Source organism: Pseudomonas sp. KU26590 (genome assembly GCF_026153515.1).
GTDB lineage: Bacteria > Pseudomonadota > Gammaproteobacteria > Pseudomonadales > Pseudomonadaceae > Aquipseudomonas.
The window spans coordinates 1108960-1121859 of the sequence record NZ_CP110644.1 but is presented as its reverse complement, the minus strand read 5'-3'; the positions used below and the strand labels follow the sequence as shown (position 1 = coordinate 1121859).

Below are 12900 nucleotides of genomic sequence, written 5' to 3'. Positions count from 1 at the left end.
AACGAGCGAAATGAGGCGATCATTCGCGAGTTGAAGAAGGCAACACATTGAAGCGCCAAAGTGTTGCCCAACCGTCACTACCTGGCCGTTAGGGGATAGCTCGAAGAACCATCGTTTTAACCCCCAGCCCAATCACCCTGGCATCCTCGGACTGTCCGAGCTCCTTGGGTGATACAGAACCTGGAGCTTTCAGTGCTACTCTTAAAGACCCATCCTTGATAAGCCCTTTGGGAATATCAGCAGATCGAGAGCCGGCTGGTTCGGCAAGACTAAACTGCCATTTCGCGATCTCAGTTCCGTTCGCTTCTACCACAATGGTTTGAGATGGATGCTGGGCGTTCAAATAGGCCCTTCCATCAACAATCAACTGATACGAGCTAATCGGCACATTGAGTTGAATTACGCCTTCAACATCGCCGAGTGACCATGCACCCCAAGCCTCCGTATTACTCCACCCACCAGCAATGTATTGCCACGAATTACCCCCCACTGCGAAGCTAAGTTGCTCGCCCGGAATGTACGTATGTAAGCATGAGGGATCGACTACTACCAACCCTCCGGAGTTTGCGAGCTTGGAGTCGCAAATAGTGTCAATGTAAGAGGTGCGTCGAACCATTACGTATCCCGCGCCGTCTTTTATCGAAGCGCCACGCAGCCAAGATATCGCCCTAGCATCGAATGGATGCTGAAACGCCGTAAGGGATACCATCACATTACCCATTAGCGGGAGCGTAGTGTCATCGGATACTGTACTCCCCGGTACGAAATTAGGCAGTTGAAATTGAACAAGGTGGTCAGCGTAGTTTAAAGCGCGAACTATTGGGCCTACCGGGGTGGTATACCCTTGCAGTGCAAATATAGATGCAAGGCCAGCCAAGACAGGAGTAACTAATCCGGGGGCAAGACTTTTCTCAGCACTCCAATTCGATGCTATGACCCGAACTACGTTCATCATCCCCAACGTCACTACAATAAACATGTGCTTCTTGATCGCGTAGTCTGATCCGTCGCCATGCAGCTTCAGTAGCGCAAATTGGAGGATAACGAGACCCACGGCTGCGACAACGGCTGAGCCCAACACCACATCGGTATATTCACCTTTGCCGTTCCAGTACCGACGTAAATTCCAAGCCCCTATCGCCCCACATATAAGTGCTACGGGCATAGCTGCAGGATATCCGAATACGAGATAACCATCATTCGAAGCAATTTGACGCATCACTCTGAAAGCCGGATTTGTAAAGACGATCAGGATCGCCCCAACAATCATTATCAATAAACAAACAGCATTCGCTCGACGCGTAGTTTTGCCTTTACCCCAATCGGTCCATAGTGGGAATGCCATCAAGGCACATCCAGCTGCAAGGATATGAACCGCGACCAACGGCTGAACCCACATAGTCGCGTAACCGGCCAGTAAAAATGTAGCTGTTTGCTTCCAGCCCTCTCTATTATTAACCGCCCAATACAGTGCACCAAAATAGAACGCATCAGCTACAAGCTGAGGATAGAAGTAGTTTTCAACTATCTCCCACCCTATCAGCGAGTGGGTGAACATGAGACCCAAGAAAGCCGCCGTTATGAGCAAGGCGCGCGTAATCGATCCAACGCCCACAAGCCCGATAATCAACACATAGCACAGATACAGCGAAACGATGGAGACAATAGATATCCCCACAAGCCCAGAACCGCCTATCCAGCCAATGACTACCGCCATCCAATGAGCCGCAGGGGGATAAAGCGCCATTGCGCCAATTCGCTCAAATGCGCCAGGCTGTACGCTCCCGTACCTCGACAACTCATCAACCAGAAGCAAATGCTGGACCAGATCAAAGCTACTTGTTTGAATGTAGCGGGCGAACCAAAAAGTCAAAAACGAGAGAATACAGAAACCAAGCAAGAGATGAATTCTTTGGAGCTCAAGTTTATTTTTCATTATTAAACCTGCATCGAAATTATTGACTGAGGCGCCATGCACCTGCGGCCGGGGCCAACGTTTTGGAGCTCAACAATTTCTGTATCATGCCTCATTACTCGAGCACCTTTCTTTGGTATTGACCGCAAACACAGCGACCGCAACTTCCGTTATTAACAATCAACGGAAGAGTTGCAACATGCGCACCCGCAAGCACACTTATAGACTCATGTTCTGCCAGCATCTCTGCCGGGCTATTAGTCAAAATTTACGCGTTCGCTTTCAACCACGAGCGGCATGTTGCGAATTTTGGTATGGACCGAACCCAGATACTCCCCAAGCATTCCCAGAAAAAGAATCTGGACCGAGCTGAAAAAGAACAGTGAAATGAGCAGTGGGGCGATACCCACCTGAAAAGAGTTCCAGAATACGAGCTTCGCGATCAGGAACCCGAATGCCGCCAGCAGGCTAAGTCCTGCAAGGACAGCGCCGCCCATTACCATGAGCCGAAGCGGCACTTTGGAATGGTTGGTGATTCCCAGCATGGCAATGTCATACAAGGTATAGAAGTTGTTGCTGGTGATACCGCGCATGCGCCGTGGTTGCTTGAACGGCACGGTGGCAATCGGGAAGCCGATTTCACACAGCAGACCACGGAAGTACGGATACGGATCGTCGATCTTCTTGAGAATGTCCAGGACCGCACGATCAAACAGGCCTGCGCCTGTTGCGTTCTGCACAAGCGGGACTTCGGAGATGCGAGTGACGAAGCGGTAGTAAGCGCGGCGTGCGATGAACATCAATCGCGACTCTTCGCTTTCTGGCTTCACCGCCATCACGGTCTTGAAGCCCTCCTCCCACTTTTTGACGAACTCTTCGATCATCTCTGGCGGGTCTTGCAGGTCGGAGGCGATCAGCACGGCCGCGTCGCCTCGCGCCTGAAGCAAAGCGTAGTACGGCGAGCGAATATGGCCGAAGTTTCGGGCATTCAGAATCAGCTTAACGCGATTGTCCTGTGCAGCCAGAGCACGCAACTTGACGATGCTGCTGTCAGTCGAGCAGTTATCAATGAAGATATGTTCGTAGTCGTAGTCAAGGCGGGACATCACCTCGACGATGCGCTGGTACAGCTCATCAATATTGGCTTCTTCGTTGTAGCAAGGGGTCACTATGCTGATGAGCTTACGCATAATTGAAAACATACCTGTTATTAATGACGAATGAGAGTAAAGCCATGGGCACGATTAGCGCGATGCCGGCTAAGTAGGGGTTTACGCCCAGCAACTTCAGCGCGGCGATCCCGGCCACGTTGGCTGCGTAGACAACGGCATAGCCGGCCACGAAACGAAAGATGAGTTTGTTGTTCTTCGAACCGAACACCAGGGCGCCAGTGCTCTTGAAGTTGAACAATACGCCCAGAATAGTGGCGAGCAGCAATGCCATGCTGTAATGCAGACCGAGGTAGAGGAAGCCGGCAAAGCAGCCGTAGCCGAACGCCGCGTTCAACATCCCCACCAACGCAAACCGGACCAATTTTATCTTGAGAAGCGCGTGAAGCCGTGGCCACGCTTTTTCAGTCTCTTGCATGCAGCGCCTGCCTGATCTCACGCAATACACCGCTTAGCGATGAATCGCCGGGTACATAGCCAAACAATTGCTCAGCCCTGTGATTGTGCGAATAGTAATGAGCCTTGGGTCCCGTAGCATTGACCCGCGCCTGCTCACCGGCAACCGTAAACTTCAGACCGAACTCCTCGCTCACCGCTGCCAGCAATTCGAACTTGCCCACCGGCGCAAGGCTGTAGCAGTCCACTGCATCGTTACCGGGAGGTGCCTGCAAAACACGGTCGATCAACTGCATGAAATCTGCAGGCGTGAGGTAATCGCGAAGCATGTCATCGGGCGCAACTTCCAGCACGGTTCCAGTATGCAGGGACCGCAGGATGTCACTGAGGAAGAACCGCGCCTCGCACGACTGGCGATGGCTGAAGTAGCTGAAGACTCGCACATCGGTGATGGCCGCTTCCGGCAGCGCTCGGTGGCGACACTCGGCCTGAAACTTGGCCGCGCCATACCAGTGCTGCGGCTGCAGCGCGTTGATGGGGAACACGGCAGCCGAGTCGTCAGTGATCGGCGCTGAGAAGTTGGTGCCGTAGGCGGCGCCGCTGCTCAGGTAGATGTATTTGCAGGCAGGGCGGCTACGCAAGTAGGCCAGCGCCAGATTGTCGTACTGCTCCGTGACGCTGAAAATCGCCTGGCCCATCTGTACGGCCCGCGCCGGATCGCCTACACCAACGAAGTTGATAACTGCATCGAACTCGCAGCTGTCATCGAAAGCGGCGTAGTCGAGAACCGCAAAGCCCTCGCGTGCCGCGATCATTTGCACGCCTGCGTCCAATTTGGCTGGCGTACGCACAAACAGCGTGCATGTGTACGCCGTGGATTGAGCGAGACTGGCTATCAGGTCCTTGGCGATGTGGCTGCTGGCTCCAAGGATGGCAACCTTCATTGACCCATGTCCAGCAACGGCGACTGCTCGTGGATAGGACGGCCGAACTCAAGGCGCGGTCGGCATTCGCGGGCGTCTGGCATTAATACTTCGATAAGCATCGGCTTACCGTTTGCCAGGAACTCCACGACCGCAGACTTGAACGCCTCCAGGTCGATCACGCTGCGCGAATCAATGCCGTAGGCTTCGCCCAATGCCTTGAATTGGGAGGTATAGCCATCCCAGTACGTCGAGGAGTTACGCCCCTCGAAATACATTTCCTGAAAGCCGCGCACCATGCCCAACGAGTGGTTGTTCAAGACCACGGTCAGGATAGGCAGCCGCTCACGGGCAATGATGTCCAGCTCTTGGATATTCAGCTGGGCCCCGCCGTCGCCGGTAATCACCACAACTGGCTTGCCACCTGCAACGCAGGCGCCCACTGCCGCCGGAATGGCAAAACCCATTGTGCCGAGACCGCCGGAGTGGTGCATGGCTTGACCGGGGTTCAGGCGCAAGGTGTGCGCCGCCCACATCTGGTTATTGCCTACATCGGCGACGTAATCGAGCGCCCGGCCTTCGGTCAATTCGTTGAGGGCACCGAACAAAGCGAAAGGGCTGAAACTCCAGTCGGTGTACTCGTCCTTGAACGATTGCTCGAATACCTGCGCCAAACTTGCATGCCAGGACGGCGGCGCGGATGGCAGCATCGGAGCGCGAGCAATGAAGGAGGCGAACACCCCTTCAAGGTCGGCGTGGATCGAATGCTGCGCCTTCACCCTGTTGTCCAGTTGAGCGGCATCCAGGTCGAATTGCACAATGTGCGCGTGTTGCGCGAAGGTTTCGGGCTTGGCGCCGGTTTGGCGTACGTCCATGCGGCTGCCGAGAACAATCAGCAGGTCGCAATGCTGCACGGCGTAGTTGGCCGCCCTCGTCCCGTAAGCACCGAGCATCCCGATGTAGTGCTCGCTGGCGGGCACCTTCTCGGCGCCCTTGAGGCTCGCAACGTGAGGGATGCCCAGTCTACGGACCTCGCTCAACCATTGGCTGAACTGAGGCGTATTCACGGCACCGCCACCGATCAGGAATAGCGGTTTCTGAGCTTTTTCCAACAACGCCCAGACGTCCGCATGCGAGTCTTTCTGCGCCGGCGCAACGTCCGACTCACGAGCCCATGCGTTCAGCAATTCCTCAAGCACAGCGTCGTCAACTTCGGCGCGCTGAACGTCCATGGGAATGTCCAGAAGCACGGGCCCTGGCCGGCCTTCGCGGGCGGTTGTAATCGCCTTGAGCAAGCAGGGAATCAGTTCGTCAACATGGGTGACCTGGTGAGCGTACTTGGTGATGCTGCTCACCAAGGCGACGCTGTCCAGTTCCTGGAAACCCTGCTGGCGGATAGCCCGTTCGCCCTTCAGCTCATGGGTGTTGACCTGGCCGGTCAGGAACAGGCACGGATGGCTGTCCAACCAGCAGTCTGCAATTCCTGTGATCAGGTTGGTGGCACCCGGGCCGCTTGTGCCCAGTGCCACGCCCATCACTTTGTGATTCGTCGCGCGTGCGACGGCGGATGCAGCGAAGGCGGCGCCTTGCTCATGGTGCATGGATACCAACTTGGTCTTGCCGAGTAAGTTAATACTGTCCACCAAGTGGGCAATCATTCCGCCGATGAGCTCGAAACCGTAGAGGACTTGAGTGTCCGCCAGAACCTTGGCTACTGCATCCGATGCTTTCATAAGTTAGAAACCGATCCCGAAGAACTCTTCCAGTTTTTCACCAACGTAGTCGAACTGCTCCTGACCCAGCGCCGGTTGCACGCCCAGCCAGAAAGTCTGGTTCATCGTACGGTCGGTATTGGTCAGTTCGCCCACTACGCGGTGCTCAACGCCATGGAAATACGGTTGGCGAGTCAGGTTGCCTGCGAACAGCAGACGGGTGCCGATCTTGTTCTGATCCAGGAACTTCAGCAGATCCACACGCTTGACGCCGGACGACTCTTTGAGAGTGACCGGGAAGCCGAACCAGGAAGGATCGCTGTTAGGCGTAGGCTCGGCGATTTCCAGGAAGTCGCTCAGGCTGGACAGACGCTCTTTCAGCAGCTGGAAGTTGCGCTTGCGGGTTGCGATGAACTCCGCCGCGCGGTCGAGCTGGGCCAGGCCGCAGGCCGCTTGCATGTCGGTGATCTTCAGGTTGTAGCCCAAGTGCGCATACACGTACTTATGGTCGTAACCTTGTGGCAGGCTGCCGAACTGCTGCCCGAAACGGTTGCCGCACGTGTCGTCGCAGCCTGGCGCGCAGTAGCAATCGCGGCCCCAGTCACGGAACGATTCAGCGATCATTCGCAGTTGAGCGTCGTTGGTGAACACCGCCCCGCCTTCGCCCATGGTGATGTGGTGAGCCGGGTAGAAGCTGAGCGTGCCGATGTCACCAAAGGTGCCGACCATCTTACCGTCGTAAGTCGCACCCAACGCGTCACAGCAATCTTCGACCAGCCACAGGTTGTACTTTTCGCACAGCGCCTTCACCTTGCCCAGATTGAACGGGTTGCCCAAGGTGTGAGCGAGCATGATGGCCTTGGTCTTGGGCGTGATGGCCGCTTCGATCAAGTCTGCATTGATGTTGTGGGTGTTCATTTCCACGTCGACGAACACAGGGATCGCGCCGAACTGAACAATCGGGTTGACGGTGGTCGGGAAACCCGCCGCAACGCCGATGACTTCGTCGCCCTTCTTGATTGCACGATCACCCAGTTTCGGTGAAGTGAGAGTGCTGAACGCAACCAGGTTGGCCGAAGAACCTGAGTTCACGGTCAGCAGGTGGTTCACGCCCAGGAACGCAGCGAGTTTCTTCTCGAATTCAGCGTTGAAGCGACCAGTGGTCAGCCAGCCGTCCAGCGAAGCCTCAACCATCAGCTGCAGTTCACGCGCGCCGATTACCTTGCCCGACGGAGGGATGACGGTTTCGCCCCCGACAAAGGGTTTGGCCGCCAAGGCAGTCTGGGCGTAGCGCTCAACGAGCTGGCTGATTTCCTGACGGAGCATATCGGGGGTCATAGTATTTCCTGCTCAAGCTAATTATCGGTTAGGCGCCAGTGGCATGGCTGCCATGTAGCTATTGATTTCTTCTACGCAACGGACATGCATGTCGGCACTCTCCATCCAGGCTCTGTGCCAGTTGACGATGCGAGTCAGCGTTGTTTCCAGGCCCCAGGTTGGTTCCCACTTCAGGTGAGCGCGGGCCTTGGATATGTCCAGTTTCAAATAGCGTGCTTCGTGCGGCTGTGGGTCATTGTCGAGCTGCCAGCTAGCGCCAGCACCCCACGCCTGCACCATGTGATCAAGTATCCATTCGACAGGCTGAGCGTCGTCGTCTCGCGGCCCGAAGTTCCAGCCCTGCGCAAACGAATGGCCATGCTCCCATAGGTGTTGGGCCAGAACAAGGTAACCGCTGAGCGGCTCAAGTACGTGCTGCCAAGGGCGGGTAGCCTTGGGATTACGGACTACCACGGGCTTGCCCTGTTCGACCGCACGCAAAATGTCCGGGATCAACCGGTCGTCGGCCCAATCGCCACCGCCGATGACATTGCCGGCGCGAGCCGAGGCCAGTGCAGCGGAGTGTTCGGTATTGAAGAACGAGTTGCGGTAGGCGCTGGTGACCAGTTCCACACAGCCTTTACTGTTGCTGTACGGATCGTGGCCACCCATGGGCTCATTCTCGCGATAGCCCCATTCCCATTCCTGGTTCTCGTAACATTTGTCGGTGGTGACATTGACAATGGCACGCAGGCCGGGGCATTTGCGCGCGGCCTCCAACACATGAACGGTGCCCATGACGTTAGTGGCGTAGGTTTCAACCGGTTCCCGGTACGACAGCCTGACCAGCGGCTGCGCCGCCATGTGAATCAGGATGTCCGGATTGAAGGCAACCATGCTTTCGGTCACAGCCTGCAGGTCGCGGATATCGCCGATTTGCGACTCCATGCCCTGCTCCACCTGCGCCTGCTCGAACAGTGAAGGCGTAGTCGGCGGCGCCAGGGCAAAGCCTTTCACCTGCGCCCCCATGCCCTGCAGCCACAGAGCCAGCCAGCTTCCTTTGAAGCCGGTGTGGCCGGTGAGGAAAACCTTTTTGTCTTTCCAGAAATCAGCGGAGACAGAAGCTTTCATAGTTGTTCTCAGTCCCAGAATTTCCAAGGCGCGTCGCCGCTCTGCCACAATTTCTCGAGCAGATTTTTATCGTGCAGGGTGTCCATCGGTTGCCAGAAGCCCGGGTGCTCGAAGGCCATCAGCTGGCCCTGTTCGGCGAGGCTCATCAACGGACCTTGTTCCCAGACCGTGCTGTCGCCTTCCAGATAATCCAGCACCTGCGGAGAAAGCACGAAGAAGCCGCCATTGATCATGGCGCCGTCACCTTTAGGCTTTTCCTTGAAGTTCAGCACCCGGCCTTCGGCGATGTCCAGTGCGCCAAAGCGGCCTGGCGGGAAGGTGGCGGTCAGCGTGGCGGCTTTGCCGTGGCTCTTGTGGAAGGCGACGGCAGCGCTGATGTCCATGCTTCCAACGCCATCGCCGTAGGTGAAGCAAAAAGCCTCATCATCGCGCACGTAGTCCGCAACCCTGCGCAGACGGCCGCCGGTCATGGACGTCTCGCCTGTATCGACCAACGTCACATTCCAGTCTTCAGCGCGCTGGTCGTGAACTTTCATGGTGTTTTCGCGCATGTTGAACGTGATGTCCGACGTGTGCAGGAAGTAGTTGGCGAAGTATTCCTTGATCATGTAGCCCTTGTAGCCACAGCAAATGATGAAATCATTGATGCCGTGAGAGGAGTACATTTTCATGATGTGCCAGAGAATCGGCTTGCCACCGATTTCAACCATTGGCTTGGGGCGAGTACCTGTCTCTTCGCTCAAGCGCGTACCCAGTCCGCCTGCCAGAATGACTGCTTTCATAACCGCTCCCTTGTTAATTCGAACTCACGAATGCATCGGAGTAAAAGTGTTTTACAGGCAGCCCGGCGCTCGTCAGGGCCTCACGGGCAGAATGAATCATGGTTTCCGAACCACAGGCATAAACCACCGCATGGGTAAGGTCGATGCCGTCATCAAGCAACGCGGCCTGTACGTAGCCAGTACGGCCCCGCCAGTCCGCATCAGGTCGAGACAGCACAGGAATAAAAGCTGCGTTCAATCCATCAAGTTGGGGTGCCCAGTAGAAGTCGCCAAGCGCCCGCCCGCCCCAATAGATGAGAATTTTCTTGCCCGTGACCAGTTCTGGAGTGCCCTGCAATTGCTCCAGGATGGCCTTCACGGGCGCAATACCGGTTCCGGTAGCGAGAAACACCAGCGTGCTGGCTTTTTTGTCCCGCAAGCAAAAAGTACCCAGCGGACCCTCCAGACGCAGAAGATCATTAGGTTTGGCGCTACCAAACCAGTAGCGCGACATCGCGCCTTGCTCGACCTCGCGAATCTGAAGCTCCAGCTTGCCATCGTCACGCGGGGCGTTAGCCACGGAGTAACTGCGGCGCAAGCCACCCTCGCCAATAACATCGAGGTACTGACCTGGAAGGTACTGAAGCTTGCTGGCAGGCGGCACGCGCAGAATCACTTGAACGACGTTCCCCGCCAGACGGGTGATCGTATCGATGCGGCATGGGAGAGTTTTGACCTCTATCCCGCCCAGAGCACCTATGTCTTCAGCATCAATCTCTACATCGGTCACGGCGCGGCGGCAGCAGGTGAGAATCATGCCGGCCGCAAGATCCTCTTCAGTCAAAGACGTTTCGCCTTTGATGACCTCTGTTTCACCGCTGAGCACGGTGGTTTTGCAAACGCCACAACGACCCGTGCGACAGCTGTATTCAAGGGTGATGCCGGCTGCTTTGGCGCTATCCAGCATTGACGCGCCGGGCTCGGAACTGAATGACTGCCCGTTGTGGAGCTTTACTGAAACCATGGATTTACCGGATCTGAATACTGAAAGGCTGCAGTCATTGCTGCTTGCTGACGCCTGTGACAAGGTCTTGGAGACGATGAACATAACAAAAGCTGCGTGCGGAAGATGCTTCATGACCGGGGCGCGAATCTACCCGGTACGACGCACACATAGGGTGCTTCTGAAGATGCTTCGGGGGACGGAGTTTACACTCTGATGCCCTGTTAAGTGCAGGATTTTGCGACGCAGCAGGGGGAAGGATTTCCACCCAAGACGGGCCGGGCACGGTATTCAGCATGCTGGCCTAGTCCAGGCAGCCCTCTAACGCCTCGGACTAGCGAAGGACCGGGAAGCGGAATAGTCCAATGCTCTACTCAACTATGGGACGCATATTTCACCCTCCCTACTCGAGCCCATCGCCGGTTCCGTGTATATTTCCCGGCAAACTTTTCGCGCACGCCAGCAACCACTGCGACGCTGTCGGTTTCTGCCACCTATACGTCTATACGAACGGAGTTTGATCCCCGCATGAAAGCAATTGTTACCGGCATCACTGGTCAAGACGGCGCCTACCTGGCTGAACTGCTGCTTGGCAAGGGCTACACCGTCTACGGCACCTATCGTCGTACCAGTTCTGTCAATTTCTGGCGGATCGAAGAACTGGGCATCCAGAACAATCCAAACCTGCACCTGGTCGAGTACGACCTGACCGACCTGTCGGCCAGCATCCGCCTGCTGCAGACCACCGAAGCCACCGAGGTGTACAACCTCGCTGCGCAGAGCTTCGTGGGCGTTTCCTTCGAACAGCCAATCACCACCGCCGAAATCACCGGCCTGGGCGCTGTGAATCTGCTGGAAGCCATCCGTATCGTTAACCCGAAAGTCCGCTTCTACCAGGCGTCGACTTCCGAGATGTTCGGTAAGGTTCAGGCCATTCCTCAGGTTGAAGACACGCCGTTCTACCCGCGCAGCCCTTACGGCGTCGCCAAGCTGTACGCTCACTGGATGACCATCAACTATCGCGAGTCGTACGGCATTTTTGCGACCAGCGGCATTCTGTTCAACCACGAGTCGCCACTGCGCGGCCGTGAGTTCGTAACACGCAAAATCACTGACACCGTTGCCAAGATCAAGCTGGGTCTGCAGGACTCGCTGGTACTCGGCAACATGGACGCCAAGCGCGACTGGGGCTTTGCCAAAGAGTACGTCGAAGGCATGTGGCGCATGCTGCAGGCTGATGAGCCGGACACCTTCGTTCTGGCCACTAACCGCACTGAAACCGTCCGTGACTTCGTCGCGATGGCATTCAAGGCTGTCGGCATCACCATCAACTGGAGTGGTGAAGCAGAAGAAGAGAAAGGCACCTGCGCCGCCACTGGCAAGGTTCTGGTCTCGGTCAATCCGAAGTTCTACCGCCCGACCGAAGTTGAGCTGTTGATCGGTGACCCGGCCAAAGCCAAGGAAGTCCTGGGCTGGGAGCCTAAGACCAATCTGGAAGAGCTGTGCCGCATGATGGTCGAAGCGGACCTGCGTCGTAACGAAAAAGGGTTCTCGTTCTGATGAGTATCGCCGGCAAGCGAGCGCTGATAACGGGTATTCATGGATTTACGGGACGCTACATGGCCGCCGAGCTCACAGCCCAAGGCTGCGAGGTTGTTGGCCTGGGCAGCAATCCCTCCGATGAAGCCAATTATTATCAGGCCGACCTCACCGATCTGGTGGGTCTGAGCAAGCTGCTGGCGGACCTTCAGCCGGACATCGTCGTTCATCTCGCGGCGTTGGCATTTGTCGGGCACGGCGCGGCGGATGCGTTTTACCAGGTCAACCTGATTGGTACGCGCAACCTGCTCGAAGCCATCGCCAACTGCGGCAGAGCGCCTGAAAGCGTTTTGATCGCCAGCAGTGCCAACGTGTATGGCAATGCGTCGGAAGGGTTGCTCGATGAGAGCACCAGGCCAGCGCCCGCCAACGATTACGCCGTGAGCAAGCTGGCCATGGAGTACATGGCCAGTTTGTGGTTCGGACGGTTGCCGATCATCATCGCGCGCCCGTTCAACTACACCGGCGTCGGCCAGGCGGAAAACTTCCTGCTGCCGAAGATCGTCAAACACTTCCGAGAGAAGGCCGAAAAGATCGAGCTGGGCAACCTGGATGTCTGGCGCGATTTCAGCGACGTCCGTGCACTGGTGGCCGCTTATCGCGGGCTGCTCGAAGCCAAGCCTTTTGGTCAGTTCGTCAACGTCAGCTCAGGCAAGACTCACTCGCTGCGTGAAGTGATCGACATGTGTCGCGCCATCACCGGCCACGACCTCACCGTCGAAGTGAATCCTGCTTTCGTGCGGGCCAACGAGGTCAAGACCTTGTGCGGCGACAACAGCAAGCTGAAGTCGCTAGTCCCCGGCTGGCAGACACCCGAGCTGAGCGACACGCTTGGCTGGATGCTGGCCGACGCGTAACGCCGCTATACCCAACCCGAAGCGCTGTGAGGCGCTTCGGGTTTTCCTTTATTCTCCGCACCACACATCCCCGCTTTGCCCGCAACGCACCTATCGCGAGAACAGCGGACGTTATCG

Annotated in this window: 11 protein-coding genes; 2 read left to right on the top strand and 9 right to left on the bottom strand. The window is 56.5% G+C overall.

Annotated features, from left to right (window positions below):
• Positions 1–88: 88 nt before the first annotated feature.
• The 9 genes from OKW98_RS05145 to OKW98_RS05105 all read right to left on the bottom strand — a co-directional run bounded on the left by OKW98_RS05145 (position 89) and on the right by OKW98_RS05105 (position 10432).
• On the bottom strand, positions 89–1936 hold the full coding sequence (locus OKW98_RS05145) for a hypothetical protein (protein ID WP_265388219.1): 1848 nt from the start codon (positions 1934–1936) through the stop codon (positions 89–91).
• Positions 1937–2172: 236 nt separating this feature from the next.
• Positions 2173–3105, bottom strand: coding sequence for a glycosyltransferase family 2 protein (locus OKW98_RS05140; protein ID WP_265388218.1), 933 nt, complete (start codon positions 3103–3105; stop codon positions 2173–2175).
• Positions 3098–3502 (bottom strand): GtrA family protein, encoded by a 405-nt coding sequence (locus OKW98_RS05135; protein WP_265388217.1) that lies wholly within the window; start codon positions 3500–3502, stop codon positions 3098–3100. Before OKW98_RS05135 ends, OKW98_RS05140 begins: the two co-directional genes overlap by 8 nt.
• On the bottom strand, positions 3489–4424 hold the full coding sequence (locus tag OKW98_RS05130) for an NAD-dependent epimerase/dehydratase family protein (RefSeq protein WP_265388216.1): 936 nt from the start codon (positions 4422–4424) through the stop codon (positions 3489–3491). The genes OKW98_RS05135 and OKW98_RS05130 overlap by 14 nt, the downstream gene beginning before the upstream one ends.
• On the bottom strand, positions 4421–6136 hold the full coding sequence (locus tag OKW98_RS05125) for a thiamine pyrophosphate-binding protein (RefSeq protein WP_265388215.1): 1716 nt from the start codon (positions 6134–6136) through the stop codon (positions 4421–4423). Before OKW98_RS05125 ends, OKW98_RS05130 begins: the two co-directional genes overlap by 4 nt.
• Positions 6137–6139: 3 nt before the next feature.
• A complete protein-coding gene (rfbH, locus tag OKW98_RS05120) occupies positions 6140–7453 on the bottom strand; it encodes a lipopolysaccharide biosynthesis protein RfbH (RefSeq protein ID WP_265388214.1) in 1314 nt (437 codons plus the stop codon).
• A 21-nt stretch (positions 7454–7474) separates the two neighbouring features.
• Positions 7475–8563 carry a CDP-glucose 4,6-dehydratase gene (rfbG, locus tag OKW98_RS05115; protein ID WP_265388213.1) on the bottom strand — a complete coding sequence of 363 codons (1089 nt, stop codon included), beginning with the start codon at positions 8561–8563 and terminating at the stop codon, positions 7475–7477.
• Between the two features lie 8 nt (positions 8564–8571).
• The gene (gene rfbF, locus OKW98_RS05110; RefSeq protein WP_265388212.1) at positions 8572–9345 is read right to left on the bottom strand and encodes a glucose-1-phosphate cytidylyltransferase; all 774 of its coding nucleotides are present in this window, start codon (positions 9343–9345) and stop codon (positions 8572–8574) included.
• Between the two features lie 13 nt (positions 9346–9358).
• A complete protein-coding gene (locus OKW98_RS05105; protein WP_265388211.1) occupies positions 9359–10432 on the bottom strand; it encodes an FAD-binding oxidoreductase in 1074 nt (357 codons plus the stop codon).
• Positions 10433–10855: 423 nt separating this feature from the next.
• On the opposite strand from OKW98_RS05105, the gene gmd reads away from it, so the two are divergent.
• Complete coding sequence (gene gmd, locus OKW98_RS05100) at positions 10856–11887, top strand: GDP-mannose 4,6-dehydratase (RefSeq protein ID WP_265388210.1); 1032 nt, start codon at positions 10856–10858, stop codon at positions 11885–11887.
• A complete protein-coding gene (locus OKW98_RS05095; RefSeq protein WP_265388209.1) occupies positions 11887–12783 on the top strand; it encodes a GDP-mannose 4,6-dehydratase in 897 nt (298 codons plus the stop codon). The genes gmd and OKW98_RS05095 overlap by 1 nt, the downstream gene beginning before the upstream one ends.
• Positions 12784–12900: the final 117 nt, after the last annotated feature.